This window comes from Citrobacter sp. CF971 (assembly GCF_006385635.1).
Classification (GTDB): Bacteria; Pseudomonadota; Gammaproteobacteria; order Enterobacterales; family Enterobacteriaceae; genus Citrobacter; species Citrobacter freundii.
The window spans coordinates 4,472,882-4,489,981 of record NZ_CP041051.1; the positions used below are offsets into that span (position 1 = coordinate 4,472,882).

Here is a 17,100-nt window from a genome sequence, read left to right on the forward strand (position 1 = left end):
CTTATGAAAAAACATCTTAATTTACGCAGTATGGCGGCCCAGGCCGTCGAACAGGTTGTCGAAAAAGGACAGTCATTAAGCAACGTGCTGCCCGCCATGCAGCAAAAAGTTGCAGATAAAGACAAAGCGCTGTTGCAGGAACTTTGCTTCGGCGTATTGCGTACACTCTCTCAACTGGAATGGATGATCCAGCAACTCATGGAACGTCCAATGACGGGCAAACAGCGCACCGTTCACTACCTGATCATGGTGGGCTTCTACCAACTTCTGCATACTCGTATTCCAGCACACGCCGCGCTGGCTGAGACAGTAGAAGGCGCGGTTGTCATTAAGCGTCCGCAACTGAAAAGGCTGATCAACGGCGTATTGCGCCAGTTTCAACGCCGTCAGGATGAACTGCTGACCGAGTTTGCGCAAAGCGATTTGCGCTTCTTACACCCCTCCTGGCTGGTGAAACGTATTAAGAGTGCGTATCCGCAGCAGTGGGAAGCTATTCTTGAAGCCAATAACCAGCGACCGCCGATGTGGCTACGCGTCAATCGTAATCACCATACTCGCGACGCCTGGATAGACCTGCTTACCGCAGCGGGATTAACCGGTTTCCCGCATCCAGACTACCCGGATGCAGTGCGTCTGGAAACACCGGCTCCAGTTCACGCCCTCCCTGGTTTTGACGAAGGTTGGGTCACCGTTCAGGATGCTTCTGCTCAGGGGTGCGTTAAATATCTACTGCCGAAAGATGGCGAGCAGATTCTCGACCTATGCTGCGCGCCGGGCGGTAAAACGACGCACATTCTGGAAGTTGCTCCGCAAGCTAACGTCATGGCCGTCGATGTGGATGAAAAACGCTTATCGCGCGTTTACGACAATCTGAAACGTCTGGGCATGAAGGCATCCGTAAAACAGGGTGATGGTCGATATCCACAACAATGGTGTGGCGAACAACAGTTTGACCGTATTTTGCTGGATGCTCCGTGTTCTGCCACAGGCGTTATTCGTCGCCATCCAGACATCAAATGGCTGCGTCGCGACCGGGATATTGCCGAACTTGCGCAGTTGCAGGCCGAGATCCTGAATGCAACCTGGTTACATCTTAAACCTGGCGGCACGCTGGTTTATGCCACGTGCTCTATCCTGCCAGAAGAAAACCAGCAGCAAATTACCGCCTTCCTGGCACGCACGCCGGATGCGGTATTAAGCGAAACCGGTACGCCGGAAAACCCCGGACGTCAGAATTTACCGGGTGCGGAAGATGGCGATGGCTTCTTTTACGCTAAGCTAATCAAAAAGTGATGAGATAACGGGTCGCGACTGATGAAAATTATCATTCTGGGCGCAGGGCAAGTTGGCGGTACGCTGGCTGAAAACCTGGTCGGAGAGAACAACGATATCACGGTAGTCGATACCAATGGTGAGCGCCTGCGCAGCCTGCAGGACAAGTTTGATCTCCGCGTCGTGCAAGGGCACGGTTCACATCCTCGCGTACTGCGTGAAGCTGGGGCCGACGATGCCGATATGCTGGTTGCCGTAACCAGCTCAGATGAAACAAATATGGTTGCCTGCCAGGTAGCTTATTCACTGTTTAATACGCCTAATCGCATTGCCCGTATTCGTTCACCGGATTATGTTCGTGATGCGGACAAGCTATTCCAATCCGATGCGGTACCTATCGATCACCTGATTGCGCCGGAGCAACTGGTTATCGATAGCATTTATCGACTGATTGAATATCCGGGTGCATTGCAGGTGGTGAATTTTGCCGAAGGTAAAGTCAGTCTGGCAGTAGTAAAAGCCTATTACGGCGGGCCGCTTATCGGTAATGCGCTGTCAACAATGCGTGAACATATGCCGCACATCGATACCCGTGTTGCGGCGATTTTCCGTCATGATCGACCAATCCGTCCACAAGGTTCTACGATCGTTGAAGCGGGTGATGAAGTCTTCTTTATTGCGGCATCACAGCATATTCGCGCCGTAATGAGTGAACTGCAACGTCTGGAAAAACCGTACAAACGCATTATGTTAGTAGGCGGCGGTAATATCGGAGCGGGTCTTGCTCGTCGTCTGGAAAAAGATTACAGCGTCAAACTGATCGAACGTAATCAACAGCGAGCATCCGAACTTGCAGAGAAACTGCAAAATACGATCGTCTTTTTTGGTGATGCTTCGGATCAAGAGCTGCTGGCCGAAGAACATATCGATCAGGTAGATCTGTTCATCGCAGTGACCAACGATGATGAAGCGAATATCATGTCAGCGATGCTTGCCAAACGGATGGGTGCCAAGAAAGTGATGGTGTTAATCCAACGCAGAGCATACGTCGATCTGGTGCAAGGTAGCGTGATCGATATTGCTATTTCACCGCAGCAGGCGACCATCTCCGCGCTGCTCAGTCACGTACGTAAAGCTGACATTGTCGGCGTTTCTTCACTACGCCGTGGCGTCGCGGAAGCCATTGAAGCCGTCGCACACGGGGATGAAACAACATCTCGGGTGGTGGGACGCTCAATTGATGAAATTAAACTTCCCCCTGGAACCATTATTGGCGCCGTTGTGCGTGGTAACGATGTGATGATTGCCAACGATAACCTGCGCATTGAGCAGGGCGATCACGTAATTATGTTCCTGACAGATAAAAAGTTTATTACCGACGTCGAGCGACTATTCCAGCCAAGTCCTTTCTTCCTGTAATAATTTGGGCGCTAATACAGCGCCCTTTATATTTCCCTTTATATTTCATGGTCTAATAAATTTTCCTTTCGGCAATACATAAATGGAAATTGCCTAAACATTTGTTAAACTTATAAACGTCAGCTGCATAGGGAGAATAAAATGAGCATTATTAAAGAGTTTCGCGAATTCGCGATGCGCGGGAATGTTGTCGATTTGGCAGTGGGTGTCATTATTGGTGCGGCATTCGGTAAGATTGTTTCATCACTGGTTGCCGATATCATCATGCCGCCACTGGGGTTGTTAATTGGTGGAATTGATTTTAAACAGTTTGCTTTAACGCTACGTGATGCACAGGGAGACATCCCTGCCGTGGTCATGCATTACGGTGTATTTATTCAGAATGTCTTCGATTTTATTATTGTTGCGTTTGCTATCTTTATGGCAATCAAACTGATCAACAAACTGAACCGTAAAAAAGCGGAAGAGCCGGCAGCACCGCCAGCGCCATCGAAAGAAGAAGTATTACTGAGTGAAATTCGTGACCTGCTGAAAGAACAGAATAACCGCTCTTAAGCACTCACTGAAACAAGAAGGCCAGTGGTAAAAAAGTTAATTACTTTCTTGCCACTGGCCTCCCAGTTACCCCGATTGCCATGTTTGCCTTTACGTAGATAACTTCCTTTCCCTTTCTTATTTTTCTCAACGCGCTGTCTGAACAGTGGGTCATGCAGGAGCGCCTCAATGGCGTTGTCCTTTATGTGCCCTTTGGTGTGCTGATAACGACTCATAATATCTCCAGTTTGTAGTAATTTACGCCGCGAGTGTAGACCCGGCAGTTCAAGAAATCAACAGCCTGATGTTGTTCCACTGGCACCTTGCTCAAGAGCTTCAAGAATAGAGCAGTACACGCTGCTGTGTGACTTGCCGCAGCATGCATCATTCAATCGCTGCAGAGACCGCTGCATCGTCTGAAGTTCGGCAATACGTGCTTCGACTTCTTGCAGTCTTTCCTGGACGATCCCTTTTGATTCCTGACAGGTATGGTGTTCGGGATCAACACGGATCGAAAGCAATTCGCGGATCGACTCCAGAGTGAAACCAAGCTGGCGGGCATAACGAATAAACTTCAGGCGCTGAAGATCGCTTTCTGTATAGAGGCGAAATCCGCCTTCAGTACGCACTTCATGCTCCATCATCTGCTGCTTTTCATAGTAGCGGATAGTATCTGGCGTCACGTCAGCCAGTTTCGCTATTTCACCAATTCGGTACATGCTCTCTCCGCTATTCATCGTTGATCTTTTTTAGCAGCTTATCTGCGTAGTCACCGCGCAAAAACTCGGTACTGAGTCCAGCCTGCCGAAGTTTAAGTTCCAGCAGCGACAGTCTTCGGCTCACCTCCGGATAACTTGGATCATCTTTGCGGATCCCCGCGAGTATTTCAAGCAGCTGTATTGCTTCTCTGCGTTGCTCGAGCTCAGGAGGAAGGCAACCTGCATTTTTTAATAAACGGTATCCAGCTCAGAGTTCAGGCGGGACATGGGAGTCATCGTCAAGAGTCAGCGGTTCACCCGTTCCCGGTAAATCATCAAACTCACCTTTAGATTGTGCATCAATAATATGGCGCTCTGCCCACTGGTCCAGTAACCACATACAACACTCCAGGGGATGAACAAAAAGAGTACAGATATTGTAGATAAGTGGGGATATGACGGATATAAAAAAACCCGCCGAAGCGGGTTTTTTTACGTTACTACAGATTACTCTGCAGCAGCTTCTGTTTTCTCTGAACGATCAACCAGCTCGATGTATGCCATCGGCGCGTTGTCGCCTGCACGGAAACCACACTTCAGAATGCGAGTGTAACCACCGGCGCGGCTCGCGAAACGCGGGCCCAGTTCGTTAAACAGTTTTGCCACGATCTCGTTATCACGAGTACGGGCGAATGCCAGACGACGATTAGCTACGCTATCAGTCTTGGCAAGAGTAATCAGCGGCTCAACTACGCGACGCAGCTCTTTCGCTTTCGGCAGAGTCGTCTTGATGATTTCATGACGAACCAGTGAACCTGCCATATTGCGGAACATAGCCTGGCGATGGCTGCTGTTGCGGTTCAGTTGACGACCACTCTTACGATGGCGCATGACCTTATCCTTCTCAGTAAAACCTTAACCTGTGATCCGGTTACTCGTCAGCGATGCTTGCCGGTGGCCAGTTTTCCAGGCGCATGCCCAGAGACAGTCCACGGGAAGCCAGCACGTCTTTAATCTCGGTAAGAGATTTTTTACCAAGGTTAGGCGTCTTAAGAAGCTCAACCTCAGTACGCTGTACCAGATCACCGATATAGTGGATAGCTTCTGCTTTGAGGCAGTTAGCAGAGCGGACAGTCAATTCCAGATCGTCAACAGGGCGCAGCAGGATCGGATCGAATTCTGGTTTCTCTTCTTTAACTTCCGGCTGACGTACATCACGTAAATCAACGAAAGCTTCCAGTTGTTCAGCCAGAATGGTAGCCGCACGACGAATCGCCTCTTCAGGATCGATTGTGCCGTTGGTTTCCATTTCGATGACCAGCTTGTCCAGGTCGGTACGCTGTTCTACACGCGCTGCTTCAACATTGTAGGCAATACGCTCTACAGGGCTGTAGCATGCGTCGACCAGCAGACGGCCGATTGGGCGCTCATCTTCTTCCGAATGAATTCGGGTAGAAGCCGGCACATAACCACGACCGCGCTGAACTTTGATACGCATGCTAATAGATGCATTCTCATCGGTCAGGTGGCAGATCACGTGCTGTGGCTTGACGATTTCGACATCACCATCATGGGTAATGTCGGCTGCAGTCACAGGGCCAATGCCAGATTTATTCAAGGTAAGAATAACATCATCTTTACCCTGAACTCTCACCGCCAGCCCTTTCAGGTTGAGCAGGATTTCCAGGATATCTTCCTGAACGCCTTCTTTGGTGCTGTACTCATGTAGTACACCATCAATCTCAACCTCGGTCACCGCGCAACCCGGCATCGATGAGAGCAGAATACGGCGCAGTGCGTTACCCAAAGTATGGCCAAAGCCACGCTCTAAAGGCTCAAGGGTCACCTTGGCGTGCGTCGAACTCACTTGCTCGATATCTACCAGGCGCGGTTTTAGAAACTCTGTCACAGAACCCTGCATTGTGTCCTCTCTTTGGTACTAAGCTTTACTTGGAGTAAAGCTCGACGATCAGGTGTTCGTTAATGTCCGCAGACAGATCAGAACGCTCCGGCTTACGCTTGAACGTACCTTCCATCTTGCCAGCATCAACTTCCAGCCAGGTTGGCTTTTCACGCTGCTCAGCCAGCTCCAGAGCGGCTTTCACGCGAGACTGCTTCTTCGCTTTCTCACGAATGCTAACAACGTCATTCGGACTAACCTGATAAGAAGCGATGTTAACAACACGACCGTTTACCATAATTGCTTTATGGCTGACCAGCTGACGTGCTTCTGCACGAGTGGCACCGAAGCCCATACGGTATACAACGTTGTCCAGACGACCTTCCAGCAGACCCAACAGGTTTTCACCGGTGTTGCCTTTCAGACGTGCTGCTTCTTTGTAGTAGTTACGGAACTGACGCTCCAGCACACCGTAGATACGGCGAACTTTTTGCTTTTCACGCAACTGCACACCATAGTCAGACAGACGCGGTTTACGCGCACCGTGCTGGCCAGGAGCTTGTTCAATTTTACACTTGGTATCGATCGCGCGAACGCCAGACTTAAGGAATAAGTCAGTGCCCTCACGACGGCTCAGCTTGAGCTTAGGACCCAAATATCTTGCCATTTTCTTTCTCCAACAATCCTAGAAACGACAGCGTTATACGCGACGTTTTTTCGGCGGACGACAACCGTTATGAGGGATCGGAGTCACATCAGTAATATTAGTGATGCGGAAACCAGCGGCGTTCAGAGCACGAACAGTAGATTCGCGACCTGGACCCGGTCCTTTGACCATAACTTCCAGATTCTTGATACCGTATTCTTTTACGGCTTCAGCGCAACGCTCTGCTGCAACCTGAGCTGCAAACGGAGTGGATTTGCGAGAACCACGGAAACCGGAACCACCGGCTGTTGCCCAACCCAGTGCGTTACCCTGACGATCAGTAATGGTAACGATGGTGTTGTTAAAAGAAGCATGGATATGAGCCACGCCGTCAGAGACTTGTTTTCTTACACGTTTACGTGCACGAATTGGTGCCTTTGCCATTATTCAATCACCCCGATTATTTCTTGATCGGTTTGCGCGGACCCTTACGGGTACGTGCGTTGGTCTTGGTACGCTGACCGCGAACCGGGAGACCACGACGATGACGCAAACCGCGATAGCAACCAAGGTCCATAAGGCGCTTGATGCTCATGCTAACTTCACGGCGCAGATCACCTTCAACGACAAATTTGGCAACTTCGTCACGCAGCGTGTCGATTTGTTCTTCAGACAGCTCACTGATCTTAACATCTTCAGCGATACCCGCGGCAGCCAGAATGGCTTTAGAACGGGTCTTGCCGACGCCGTAGATCGAAGTTAATGCGATCACAGCATGTTTCTGATCAGGAATGTTAATGCCTGCTATACGGGCCACTATGCACTCCTACTATTTAATATGTACGCACCATGCTGAAAAGCCCGTTTTCAGGATACTCAAATGGAAACGCACAGACATACAAAAGATTGGCTGGCTAATCTAGCCAGCTCAACCCAACTTTGCAAGAAAAATATGCGAATAAATCAGCCTTGGCGCTGTTTATGCTTCGGCTCGGCACTGCAAATCACACGGATGACACCATCACGCTTAACGATTTTGCAGTTACGGCATAATTTCTTGACGGAAGCACGAACTTTCATTTTTACTCTCCGTAACTTCTCGGGCGACTGTTAACGGCCGTAGCCTTTCAGATTCGCCTTCTTCAATGCAGACTCGTACTGACTTGACATCATCAGAGTTTGCACTTGAGCCATAAAGTCCATAATCACGACAACAACGATAAGCAGTGAGGTCCCACCGAAGTAGAACGGTACTTTCATTGCATCACGCATGAACTCCGGGATCAGGCAGATAAAGGTAATGTAGAGCGCACCAACCAAAGTCAGGCGGGTCATTACTTTATCGATATACTTCGCCGTTTGCTCTCCCGGACGAATTCCTGGTACAAATGCACCGGACTTCTTCAGGTTATCTGCTGTTTCACGCGGGTTGAAAACCAACGCCGTGTAGAAGAAACAGAAGAATATGATTGCAGACGCATAGAGTAACACATAAAGCGGTTGCCCAGGCTGCAAATACAGCGAAATTGTTGTCAGCCAGTTCCAACCAGTCCCGCCCCCGAACCATGACGCGATGGTCGCCGGGAACAGAATAATACTGGAAGCGAAGATTGCCGGGATTACCCCCGCCATATTCACTTTCAGCGGTAAATGTGTGCTCTGTGCAGCATAGACACGACGACCTTGCTGACGTTTCGCGTAGTTTACCACAATGCGGCGTTGACCACGCTCAACAAATACAACAAAGAACGTCACTGCGAATACTAATACTGCAACCAACAGCAACACGAGGAAGTGCAGGTCGCCTTGACGCGCTTGCTCGATAGTATGGGCAATGGCTGGCGGGAGTCCCGCTACAATACCGGCGAAGATAATGATTGAGATACCGTTGCCGATACCACGTTCAGTAATCTGTTCACCCAACCACATCAGGAACATCGTCCCTGTAACCAGACTTACAACAGCGGTGAAATAGAATGCAAAGCCTGGGTTCATCACCAGGCCCTGCATACCAGGCATATTCGGCAGACCGGTAGCAATACCGATCGACTGGAATATTGCCAGCACCAGAGTACCGTAGCGGGTGTACTGGCTGATCTTACGACGACCAGACTCCCCTTCTTTCTTAATTTCTGCCAGCGTTGGATGAACCACCGTCAGCAGCTGGATAATGATCGACGCCGAAATATACGGCATGATCCCCAGAGCAAAGATAGAAGCACGGCTGAGAGCACCACCAGAGAACATGTTAAACATTTCAATGATGGTGCCTCGCTGTTGCTCAAGCAGTTTGGCAAGTACAGCGGCATCAATACCAGGGATCGGAATGAAAGAGCCAATACGGAACACAATCAGCGCGCCGATTACAAACAGCAGTCTGCGTTTCAGCTCGCCTAAGCCACCTTTGGCACTTTGAAAATCTAATCCCGGTTGTTTAGCCATCTGCTACTTATTCCTCGATTTTACCGCCAGCAGCTTCGATAGCAGCACGAGCGCCTTTAGTAACACGCAGGCCACGAACAGTTACCGGAGTAGTGACTTCACCAGCCAGGATCACTTTCGCGAACTCGATCTGGATACCGATAATGTTAGCTGCTTTCAGCGTGTTCAGGTCTACAACACCGCCTTCAACTTTAGCCAGGTCAGACAGACGAACTTCGGCTGTAATCGCTGCTTTACGTGAAGTGAAGCCGAATTTCGGCAGACGACGGTACAGAGGCATCTGACCACCCTCGAAACCGCGACGTACGCCACCGCCAGAACGAGACTTCTGACCTTTGTGACCACGACCACCGGTTTTACCGAGGCCAGAACCGATACCACGACCCAGGCGGCGAGCCGCTTTTTTAGAGCCTTCGGCCGGAGACAGAGTATTTAAACGCATCTCTTACTCCTCAACTTTAACCATGAAGGAAACCGCGTTGACCATACCACGAACAGCAGGAGTATCCTCGCGCTCTACGGTGTGACCAATACGACGCAGACCCAGGCCAAGCAGCGTTGCCTTGTGTTTCGGCAGACGACCGATTGCACTGCGGGTTTGAGTAATTTTAATAGTCTTTGCCATGGTTTATTTCCCCAGAATTTCTTCAACGGATTTACCACGCTTGGCAGCGACCATTTCCGGAGATTTCATATTTTCCAGGCCATCGATAGTTGCACGAACCACGTTAATCGGGTTAGTAGAACCATACGCTTTAGCCAGAACGTTACGAACTCCAGCGACTTCCAGAACGGCGCGCATTGCACCACCGGCGATGATACCGGTACCTTCGGAAGCCGGCTGCATGAATACACGAGAACCCGTGTGAGTACCCTTAACCGGGTGCTGCAGGGTGCCGTGGTTCAGCGCGACGTTAATCATATTGCGACGGGCTTTTTCCATCGCTTTCTGGATCGCTGCTGGAACTTCACGCGCTTTACCGTAACCAAAACCAACGCGACCGTTACCATCACCAACTACAGTCAGAGCTGTGAAGGAGAAAATACGACCACCTTTAACGGTTTTAGATACGCGGTTAACCGCGATCAGCTTTTCCTGCAGTTCGCCAGCTTGTTTTTCGATGTGAGCCATCTTACACCTCTACCTTAGAACTGAAGGCCAGCTTCACGGGCAGCATCTGCCAGTGCCTGGACACGACCATGATATTGGAACCCGGAACGGTCAAAAGAAACATCTTTGATGCCTTTTTCCAGAGCGCGTTCAGCAACAGCTTTACCTACAGCTGCAGCAGCGTCTTTGTTACCGGTGTACTTCAATTGTTCAGCGATAGCTTTTTCTACAGTAGAAGCAGCTACCAGAACTTCAGAACCGTTCGGTGCAATTACCTGTGCGTAAATATGACGCGGGGTACGATGTACCACCAGGCGAGTTGCACCCAGCTCCTGGAGCTTGCGGCGTGCGCGGGTCGCACGACGGATACGAGCAGATTTCTTATCCATAGTGTTACCTTACTTCTTCTTAGCCTCTTTGGTACGCACGACTTCGTCGGCGTAACGAACACCCTTGCCTTTATAAGGCTCAGGACGACGGTAGGCGCGCAGATCTGCTGCAACCTGACCGATCAGCTGTTTATCAGCGCCTTTCAGCACGATTTCAGTCTGAGACGGACATTCTGCAGTGATTCCCGCAGGCAGCTGATGGTCAACTGGGTGAGAGAAACCTAAAGCCAGGTTTACTACATTCCCTTTAACCGCTGCACGATAACCTACACCAACCAGCTGAAGCTTCTTAGTGAAGCCTTCGGTAACACCGACAACCATTGCATTCAGCAGGGCACGCGCGGTACCAGCCTGAGCCCATCCATCTGCGTAACCATCACGCGGACCGAAGGTCAGTGCATTATCTGCATGATTTACTGCAACAGCATCGTTGAGAGTACGAGTCAGCTCGCCGTTTTTACCTTTGATCGTAATAACCTGACCGTTGATTTTTACATCAACGCCGGCAGGAATAACGACCGGTGCTTTAGCAACACGAGACATTTTTTCCTCCGATTAGGCTACGTAGCAGATAATTTCGCCACCAAGACCAGCCTGGCGCGCTGCACGATCAGTCATAACACCTTTAGAGGTAGAAACAACTGCGATACCCATGCCAGCCATAACTTTCGGCAGCTCGTCTTTACGCTTATAAATGCGCAGACCTGGGCGACTGACACGCTGAATGCTTTCTACAACAGCTTTACCCTGGAAATACTTGAGAGTAAGTTCCAGTTCCGGCTTGGTGTCGCCTTCAACTTTAAAATCTTCAATAAAACCTTCTTCCTTCAGCACGTTGGCAATTGCCACTTTCAGCTTGGAGGAAGGCATGGTGACCGCAGCTTTATTCGCGGCCTGACCGTTACGGATACGGGTCAGCATATCCGCGATCGGATCTTGCATGCTCATCTGTCTTTACTCCCGTGATTCAATTGGTAATTACCAGCTAGCCTTTTTCAAGCCTGGTACTTCACCGCGCATGGCGGCTTCACGCAGTTTGATACGGCTCAACCCGAACTTGCCCACATAGCCATGCGGACGACCTGTTTGACGGCAGCGGTTACGCTGACGGGACGGGCTGGAATCACGCGGCAGAGACTGCAGCTTGAGAACTGCGTTCCAACGATCTTCGTCGGTCGCGTTCACATCAGAGATAATAGCTTTCAGTTCAGCGCGTTTTGCGAAGTACTTATCAGCTAAAGCTACGCGCTTTACTTCGCGTGCTTTCATTGATTGCTTAGCCATTCAGTAACCCTACCTTACTTGCGGAACGGGAAGTCAAAGGCAGCCAGCAGAGCACGGCCTTCTTCGTCAGATTTCGCAGTAGTGGTAATGGTAATATCCAAACCACGCACGCGGTCGACTTTATCGTAGTCGATTTCTGGGAAGATGATCTGCTCACGGACACCCATGCTGTAGTTACCACGACCGTCGAAAGACTTAGCGGACAAGCCACGGAAGTCACGGATACGTGGAACAGCAATAGTGATCAGGCGCTCAAAGAACTCCCACATGCGTTCGCCACGCAGAGTTACTTTACAGCCGATCGGATAGCCCTGACGGATTTTGAAGCCTGCAACTGATTTGCGTGCTTTGGTGATCAGCGGTTTTTGACCGGAGATTGCTGTCAGGTCAGCTGCTGCGTTATCCAGCAGTTTCTTGTCAGCGATCGCTTCACCAACACCCATGTTCAGGGTGATCTTCTCGACCCGAGGGACTTGCATGACAGAATTGTAGTTAAACTCAGTCATGAGTTTAGCGACTACTTCGTCTTTGTAGTAATCATGCAGTTTCGCCATCGTACTACTCCAAATTACTTGATAGTTTCGCTGTTAGATTTGAAGAAACGGACTTTTTTGCCGTCTTCGAATCTAAAGCCTACACGGTCAGCCTTGCCGGTTGCCGCGTTGAAGATAGCAAGGTTAGAGATCTGAATAGCTGCTTCTTTCTCTACGATGCCGCCTGGTTGGTTCAGGGCCGGAACCGGCTTCTGATGTTTCTTAACCAGGTTGATACCTTCAACAATGACCTTGCCGGAAGACAGGACATTCTTAACTTTACCGCGTTTACCTTTATCTTTACCGGTTAACACGATAACTTCGTCATCACGACGGATCTTCGCTGCCATGATTCGCTCCTTAGAGTACTTCTGGTGCCAGAGAGATAATTTTCATGAACTTCTCGTTACGAAGTTCACGAGTTACCGGCCCAAAAATACGCGTACCGATAGGTTGCTCGCTGTTATTGTTTAAAATAACGCATGCATTACCATCGAAGCGAATGACAGAACCGTCCGGGCGACGAACACCCTTCTTGGTGCGCACCACTACCGCCTTCAGCACATCACCTTTTTTGACCTTACCACGCGGAATTGCTTCCTTGATGGTGATCTTGATGATATCGCCGACGCCTGCGTAGCGACGGTGCGAGCCACCCAGAACCTTGATACACATTACGCGACGTGCACCGGAGTTGTCGGCGACGTTCAGCATAGTCTGTTCTTGGATCATTTTAGTGCTCCGCTAATGTCAACTACTACTGAGACCCGAAAATCAGGTCGTTAAAAAAGCCCCATATCGGGGGCGCGGCATTATAACACCGCTTCAACGATATGGGTAGAAAAAATAAACGGCTCATCGCTGAGCCGTTTATTCGTTGAGAATGCCTACTGTATTACAGAACGGCTTTCTCTACAACGCGAACCAGCGTCCAGGACTTAGTCTTGGACAGCGGACGGCATTCGCGGATTTCAACCACGTCACCAGTACCGCATTCGTTGTTCTCGTCATGTACGTGCAGTTTGGTCGTACGCTTAATGAATTTACCGTAGATCGGGTGTTTCACAAAACGTTCGATAGCAACAACGATGGATTTCTCCATTTTATCGCTAACAACGCGACCTTGCAGAGTACGGATTTTATCGGTCATTACGCACCCGCCTTCTCAGTCAGTAAAGTCTTAACGCGTGCGACGTCACGACGCACTTGCTTCAACAGGTGAGACTGTTGCAGCTGGCCACTTGCAGCCTGCATACGCAGGTTGAACTGCTCACGCAGCAGATTCAGCAGCTCGGTGTTCAGCTCTTCAACACTCTTCTCACGCAGCTCTTTTGCTTTCATTACATCACCGTCTTAGTTACAAAGGTGGTTTTAATCGGCAGTTTCGCTGCTGCCAGCTTGAATGCTTCACGGGCCAGCTCTTCCGGTACGCCGTCCATTTCATACAGGACTTTACCCGGCTGAATCAAGGCAACCCAATACTCCACGTTACCTTTACCTTTACCCATACGCACTGCCAGCGGCTTTTCAGTGATCGGTTTGTCCGGGAATACACGGATCCAGATCTTACCTTGACGCTTAACTGCACGGGTCATAGCACGACGTGCTGCTTCGATCTGACGGGCAGTCAGACGACCACGGCCAACAGCTTTCAGACCGAAGCTGCCGAAGCTAACATCCGCGCCAGCAGCCAGACCGCGGTTACGGCCTTTGTGCATTTTACGGAATTTTGTACGCTTTGGTTGTAACATCAGCGACGCTCCTTATTTACGGCCTTTACGCTGCTGCTTTTTAGGTTGCGCAGCCGGTTTTTCCGGTTGTTCAACAGCAGCCATACCACCCAGGATCTCGCCTTTGAAGATCCATACCTTAACGCCGATTACACCGTAAGTGGTGTGCGCTTCAGAGGTGTTGTAGTCGATGTCAGCACGCAGAGTGTGCAGCGGTACGCGACCTTCGCGGTACCATTCGGTACGTGCGATTTCCGCGCCGCCCAGACGGCCGCTAACTTCAACTTTGATACCTTTAGCGCCCAGACGCATTGCGTTCTGTACAGCACGCTTCATAGCACGACGGAACATAACGCGACGTTCCAGCTGAGAAGTGATGCTGTCAGCAACCAATTTTGCGTCCAGTTCAGGCTTACGCACTTCGGCGATATTGATCTGAGCAGGAACGCCAGCAATATCCGCTACGACTTTGCGCAGTTTTTCTACGTCTTCGCCTTTCTTACCGATAACGATACCCGGGCGAGCGGTGTGAATGGTCACACGGATGCTCTTAGCCGGACGCTCGATAACGATACGAGATACAGACGCTTTAGCCAGTTCCTTAGTCAGGTACTGACGTACTTTAAAATCGCTGTCCAGGTTGTCAGCGAATTCTTTGGTGTTCGCAAACCAGGTTGAGTTCCATGGTTTTACAATACCCAGGCGAATACCATTAGGATGTACTTTCTGACCCATTGCTAGTCTCCAGAGTCTCAGCGATCGGACACAACCACAGTAATGTGGCTGGTGCGCTTCAGGATGCGATCTGCACGACCTTTTGCACGCGGCATAATGCGCTTCATGCTCGGGCCTTCGTCTACGAAAATTTTCGTAACTTTCAGATCGTCAATGTCAGCGCCATCGTTGTGTTCAGCGTTAGCAATGGCAGATTCCAGGACTTTCTTAACCAGTACAGCCGCTTTCTTATTGGTGTAGGTCAGAATATCCAGAGCCTGCGACACTTTCTTACCGCGAATCAGGTCTGCAACAAGGCGAACCTTCTGAGCAGAAGAACGAGCATGGCGATGTTGAGCTAAAGTTTCCATCTCTTCCTCCTACCTTATTTCTTCTTCGCTTTTTTATCAGCAGCATGGCCGCGATAAGTACGAGTCGGTGCGAATTCACCCAGTTTGTGACCGACCATTTCGTCGGAAACAAATACCGGAACGTGCTGACGACCATTATGGACAGCGATGGTCAAACCGATCATGTTAGGAAAGATCGTTGAACGACGGGACCAAGTGCGCAGGGGCTTCTTGTCTCCGCTTTCCACCGCTTTCTCTACCTTCTTCAGCAAGTGCAGGTCAATAAAAGGACCTTTCTTGAGAGAACGTGGCATGGCTTATCCTCTAAAATTATTTGCTACGGCGACGTACGATGAATTTATCAGTACGCTTGTTGCTGCGGGTCTTCTTACCTTTGGTCTGAACGCCCCACGGAGTTACCGGGTGCTTACCAAAGTTACGACCTTCACCACCACCATGTGGGTGGTCGACTGGGTTCATCGCAGTACCGCGAACGGTAGGACGAACACCACGCCAGCGTGCAGCACCTGCTTTACCCAGAACGCGCAGCATATGCTCAGCATTGCCAACTTCGCCCAGAGTTGCACGGCAGTCTGCTTCGACTTTACGCATTTCACCAGAACGCAGACGCAGGGTGACATAAGCACCATCACGAGCAACGATCTGAACGTAAGTACCAGCGGAACGTGCCAGCTGACCGCCTTTACCTGGTTTCATTTCTACGTTATGAACGGTAGAACCAACCGGGATATTGCGCATCGGCAGGGTGTTACCTGCTTTGATTGCAGCATCAACGCCAGACTGAATCTGGTCGCCAGCTTTCAGGCCTTTAGGGGCCAGGATGTAACGGCGTTCACCGTCTTTGTACAGAACCAGCGCGATGTTCGCGGAGCGGTTCGGATCGTACTCAAGACGTTCAACAACTGCCGGGATACCGTCTTTGTTGCGTTTGAAGTCAACAATACGATAAGCCTGCTTGTGACCACCACCGATGTGACGAGTGGTGATACGGCCATTGTTGTTACGACCACCGGATTTGCTGTTTTTTTCAACCAGCGGAGCAAAAGGTTTGCCCTTGTGCAGCTCTGGGTTGACCACTTTAACAACGTGGCGACGACCCGGAGATGTCGGTTTACATTTAACAACTGCCATTGTATTACTCCTCCGACTTACTCAGCGCCGCCGACGAAGTCCAGATTCTGGCCTTCCTTCAGGGTGACGTAAGCTTTTTTCCAGTCGCTACGACGACCGATACGCTGTCCGTGACGTTTAACTTTCCCTTTAACTACCAGGGTGTTAACGACTTCGACTTCGACTTCAAACAGTTTCTGCACAGCAGCTTTGATTTCTGCTTTGGTCGCGTCTTTAGCAACTTTGAGAACGATGGTGTTAGTTTTTTCCATCGCAGTAGACGCTTTTTCAGAAACGTGCGGTGCGCGCAGCACTTTCAGCAGACGTTCTTCACGAATCATGCCAGCATCTCCTCAACTTGCTTAACAGCATCAGCAGTCATTACGACTTTGTCGAAGGCGATCAGGCTAACCGGGTCGATACCAGTTGCATCGCGTACGTCAACCTTGTGCAGGTTGCGCGCAGCCAGGAACAGGTTTTCGTCCAGCTCACCGGTGATGATCAGCACATCTTCCAGAGCCATGTCTTTCAGTTTCTGTGCCAGCAGCTTAGTTTTAGGCGCTTCTACAGAGAATGATTCGACAACGATCAGACGATCCTGACGTACCAGTTCGGACAGAATGCTTTTCAGCGCGCCGCGGTACATCTTTTTGTTAACTTTTTGACTGTGGTCCTGTGGACGAGCAGCGAAGGTCACGCCACCTGAACGCCAGATCGGGCTCTTGATAGAACCTGAACGCGCACGGCCGGTACCTTTCTGGCGCCACGGCTTTTTGCCTGAACCAGTTACTTCAGCACGAGTCTTCTGAGCACGAGTACCCTGACGAGCACCAGCTGCATAAGCAACAACAACCTGGTGAACCAGCGCTTCGTTGAAATCACGACCGAAGGTAGTTTCGGAAACAGTCAGCGCGCTCTGCGCGTCTTTCAATACTAATTCCATTGCT

Annotated in this window: 31 protein-coding genes and 1 pseudogene; 3 read left to right on the top strand and 29 right to left on the bottom strand. The window is 50.2% G+C overall.

What is annotated here, in order from left to right; all coding sequences use genetic code 11:
• Window positions 1-3: 3 nt before the first annotated feature.
• The 3 genes from rsmB to mscL all read left to right on the top strand — a co-directional run bounded on the left by rsmB (window position 4) and on the right by mscL (window position 3,246).
• Entirely contained in the window at window positions 4-1,293 is a 1,290-nt protein-coding gene (gene rsmB / locus E6P06_RS25135; protein ID WP_138827978.1) for a 16S rRNA (cytosine(967)-C(5))-methyltransferase RsmB, read from the top strand.
• A gap of 21 nt (window positions 1,294-1,314) precedes the next feature.
• On the top strand, window positions 1,315-2,691 hold the full coding sequence (gene trkA / locus E6P06_RS25140; protein ID WP_003031153.1) for a Trk system potassium transporter TrkA: 1,377 nt from the start codon (window positions 1,315-1,317) through the stop codon (window positions 2,689-2,691).
• Between the two features lie 141 nt (window positions 2,692-2,832).
• The gene (gene mscL, locus E6P06_RS25145) at window positions 2,833-3,246 is read left to right on the top strand and encodes a large-conductance mechanosensitive channel protein MscL (protein WP_003031152.1); all 414 of its coding nucleotides are present in this window, start codon (window positions 2,833-2,835) and stop codon (window positions 3,244-3,246) included.
• On the opposite strand, the gene E6P06_RS25150 is transcribed toward mscL, so the two are convergent.
• From E6P06_RS25150 to rplD, 29 genes and pseudogenes are all read right to left on the bottom strand, one after another.
• Window positions 3,243-3,461 carry an alternative ribosome-rescue factor A gene (locus E6P06_RS25150; RefSeq protein ID WP_139935823.1) on the bottom strand — a complete coding sequence of 73 codons (219 nt, stop codon included), beginning with the start codon at window positions 3,459-3,461 and terminating at the stop codon, window positions 3,243-3,245. The genes mscL and E6P06_RS25150 overlap by 4 nt on opposite strands.
• A gap of 57 nt (window positions 3,462-3,518) precedes the next feature.
• Window positions 3,519-3,944 carry a Zn(2+)-responsive transcriptional regulator gene (gene zntR / locus E6P06_RS25155; RefSeq protein ID WP_003845234.1) on the bottom strand — a complete coding sequence of 142 codons (426 nt, stop codon included), beginning with the start codon at window positions 3,942-3,944 and terminating at the stop codon, window positions 3,519-3,521.
• Between the two features lie 10 nt (window positions 3,945-3,954).
• Window positions 3,955-4,323, bottom strand: a pseudogene (locus E6P06_RS25160) (DUF1992 domain-containing protein).
• Window positions 4,324-4,430: 107 nt separating this feature from the next.
• Window positions 4,431-4,814: a 50S ribosomal protein L17 gene (rplQ, locus tag E6P06_RS25165; RefSeq protein WP_001216370.1), complete on the bottom strand. Its 384-nt coding sequence runs from the start codon at window positions 4,812-4,814 to the stop codon at window positions 4,431-4,433.
• A 40-nt stretch (window positions 4,815-4,854) separates the two neighbouring features.
• Window positions 4,855-5,844, bottom strand: a complete 990-nt coding sequence (gene rpoA, locus E6P06_RS25170; RefSeq protein WP_003031139.1) for a DNA-directed RNA polymerase subunit alpha — start codon at window positions 5,842-5,844, stop codon at window positions 4,855-4,857.
• Between the two features lie 25 nt (window positions 5,845-5,869).
• The gene (gene rpsD, locus E6P06_RS25175; protein WP_003031138.1) at window positions 5,870-6,490 is read right to left on the bottom strand and encodes a 30S ribosomal protein S4; all 621 of its coding nucleotides are present in this window, start codon (window positions 6,488-6,490) and stop codon (window positions 5,870-5,872) included.
• Between the two features lie 33 nt (window positions 6,491-6,523).
• Complete coding sequence (gene rpsK / locus E6P06_RS25180; RefSeq protein ID WP_003031137.1) at window positions 6,524-6,913, bottom strand: 30S ribosomal protein S11; 390 nt, start codon at window positions 6,911-6,913, stop codon at window positions 6,524-6,526.
• A gap of 16 nt (window positions 6,914-6,929) precedes the next feature.
• A complete protein-coding gene (gene rpsM, locus E6P06_RS25185) occupies window positions 6,930-7,286 on the bottom strand; it encodes a 30S ribosomal protein S13 (RefSeq protein WP_003031135.1) in 357 nt (118 codons plus the stop codon).
• A gap of 146 nt (window positions 7,287-7,432) precedes the next feature.
• The gene (gene rpmJ / locus E6P06_RS25190) at window positions 7,433-7,549 is read right to left on the bottom strand and encodes a 50S ribosomal protein L36 (RefSeq protein ID WP_000868187.1); all 117 of its coding nucleotides are present in this window, start codon (window positions 7,547-7,549) and stop codon (window positions 7,433-7,435) included.
• 30 nt (window positions 7,550-7,579) lie between these two features.
• The gene (gene secY, locus E6P06_RS25195; RefSeq protein WP_001118864.1) at window positions 7,580-8,911 is read right to left on the bottom strand and encodes a preprotein translocase subunit SecY; all 1,332 of its coding nucleotides are present in this window, start codon (window positions 8,909-8,911) and stop codon (window positions 7,580-7,582) included.
• A 7-nt stretch (window positions 8,912-8,918) separates the two neighbouring features.
• Window positions 8,919-9,353, bottom strand: a complete 435-nt coding sequence (rplO, locus tag E6P06_RS25200) for a 50S ribosomal protein L15 (protein ID WP_003031132.1) — start codon at window positions 9,351-9,353, stop codon at window positions 8,919-8,921.
• 3 nt (window positions 9,354-9,356) lie between these two features.
• Entirely contained in the window at window positions 9,357-9,536 is a 180-nt protein-coding gene (gene rpmD, locus E6P06_RS25205) for a 50S ribosomal protein L30 (RefSeq protein ID WP_001140434.1), read from the bottom strand.
• Between the two features lie 3 nt (window positions 9,537-9,539).
• Complete coding sequence (rpsE, locus tag E6P06_RS25210) at window positions 9,540-10,043, bottom strand: 30S ribosomal protein S5 (protein WP_003031131.1); 504 nt, start codon at window positions 10,041-10,043, stop codon at window positions 9,540-9,542.
• Window positions 10,044-10,057: 14 nt separating this feature from the next.
• Window positions 10,058-10,411, bottom strand: a complete 354-nt coding sequence (gene rplR / locus E6P06_RS25215) for a 50S ribosomal protein L18 (protein ID WP_000358960.1) — start codon at window positions 10,409-10,411, stop codon at window positions 10,058-10,060.
• Between the two features lie 9 nt (window positions 10,412-10,420).
• Window positions 10,421-10,954, bottom strand: a complete 534-nt coding sequence (gene rplF / locus E6P06_RS25220; RefSeq protein WP_003031129.1) for a 50S ribosomal protein L6 — start codon at window positions 10,952-10,954, stop codon at window positions 10,421-10,423.
• Window positions 10,955-10,966: 12 nt separating this feature from the next.
• Window positions 10,967-11,359, bottom strand: a complete 393-nt coding sequence (rpsH, locus tag E6P06_RS25225) for a 30S ribosomal protein S8 (protein ID WP_003031127.1) — start codon at window positions 11,357-11,359, stop codon at window positions 10,967-10,969.
• 30 nt (window positions 11,360-11,389) lie between these two features.
• The gene (rpsN, locus tag E6P06_RS25230; protein WP_003031125.1) at window positions 11,390-11,695 is read right to left on the bottom strand and encodes a 30S ribosomal protein S14; all 306 of its coding nucleotides are present in this window, start codon (window positions 11,693-11,695) and stop codon (window positions 11,390-11,392) included.
• Between the two features lie 14 nt (window positions 11,696-11,709).
• Window positions 11,710-12,249, bottom strand: coding sequence for a 50S ribosomal protein L5 (gene rplE, locus E6P06_RS25235; protein WP_003031123.1), 540 nt, complete (start codon window positions 12,247-12,249; stop codon window positions 11,710-11,712).
• Between the two features lie 14 nt (window positions 12,250-12,263).
• Entirely contained in the window at window positions 12,264-12,578 is a 315-nt protein-coding gene (rplX, locus tag E6P06_RS25240) for a 50S ribosomal protein L24 (protein WP_003031122.1), read from the bottom strand.
• Window positions 12,579-12,588: 10 nt separating this feature from the next.
• The gene (gene rplN / locus E6P06_RS25245) at window positions 12,589-12,960 is read right to left on the bottom strand and encodes a 50S ribosomal protein L14 (protein WP_000613954.1); all 372 of its coding nucleotides are present in this window, start codon (window positions 12,958-12,960) and stop codon (window positions 12,589-12,591) included.
• Between the two features lie 163 nt (window positions 12,961-13,123).
• Window positions 13,124-13,378, bottom strand: coding sequence for a 30S ribosomal protein S17 (rpsQ, locus tag E6P06_RS25250; protein ID WP_003031120.1), 255 nt, complete (start codon window positions 13,376-13,378; stop codon window positions 13,124-13,126).
• Entirely contained in the window at window positions 13,378-13,569 is a 192-nt protein-coding gene (gene rpmC / locus E6P06_RS25255) for a 50S ribosomal protein L29 (RefSeq protein ID WP_000644742.1), read from the bottom strand. The genes rpsQ and rpmC overlap by 1 nt, the downstream gene beginning before the upstream one ends.
• Window positions 13,569-13,979, bottom strand: coding sequence for a 50S ribosomal protein L16 (rplP, locus tag E6P06_RS25260; RefSeq protein WP_000941208.1), 411 nt, complete (start codon window positions 13,977-13,979; stop codon window positions 13,569-13,571). Before rplP ends, rpmC begins: the two co-directional genes overlap by 1 nt.
• A gap of 12 nt (window positions 13,980-13,991) precedes the next feature.
• Window positions 13,992-14,693: a 30S ribosomal protein S3 gene (gene rpsC / locus E6P06_RS25265; RefSeq protein ID WP_000529945.1), complete on the bottom strand. Its 702-nt coding sequence runs from the start codon at window positions 14,691-14,693 to the stop codon at window positions 13,992-13,994.
• 17 nt (window positions 14,694-14,710) lie between these two features.
• The gene (gene rplV, locus E6P06_RS25270) at window positions 14,711-15,043 is read right to left on the bottom strand and encodes a 50S ribosomal protein L22 (RefSeq protein WP_000448832.1); all 333 of its coding nucleotides are present in this window, start codon (window positions 15,041-15,043) and stop codon (window positions 14,711-14,713) included.
• 14 nt (window positions 15,044-15,057) lie between these two features.
• Window positions 15,058-15,336: a 30S ribosomal protein S19 gene (gene rpsS, locus E6P06_RS25275; RefSeq protein WP_001138115.1), complete on the bottom strand. Its 279-nt coding sequence runs from the start codon at window positions 15,334-15,336 to the stop codon at window positions 15,058-15,060.
• Between the two features lie 16 nt (window positions 15,337-15,352).
• On the bottom strand, window positions 15,353-16,174 hold the full coding sequence (rplB, locus tag E6P06_RS25280) for a 50S ribosomal protein L2 (protein WP_000301869.1): 822 nt from the start codon (window positions 16,172-16,174) through the stop codon (window positions 15,353-15,355).
• Between the two features lie 17 nt (window positions 16,175-16,191).
• On the bottom strand, window positions 16,192-16,494 hold the full coding sequence (gene rplW, locus E6P06_RS25285) for a 50S ribosomal protein L23 (protein ID WP_000617546.1): 303 nt from the start codon (window positions 16,492-16,494) through the stop codon (window positions 16,192-16,194).
• The gene (rplD, locus tag E6P06_RS25290; protein ID WP_003031119.1) at window positions 16,491-17,096 is read right to left on the bottom strand and encodes a 50S ribosomal protein L4; all 606 of its coding nucleotides are present in this window, start codon (window positions 17,094-17,096) and stop codon (window positions 16,491-16,493) included. The genes rplW and rplD overlap by 4 nt, the downstream gene beginning before the upstream one ends.
• Between the last annotated feature and the right edge of the window lie 4 nt (window positions 17,097-17,100).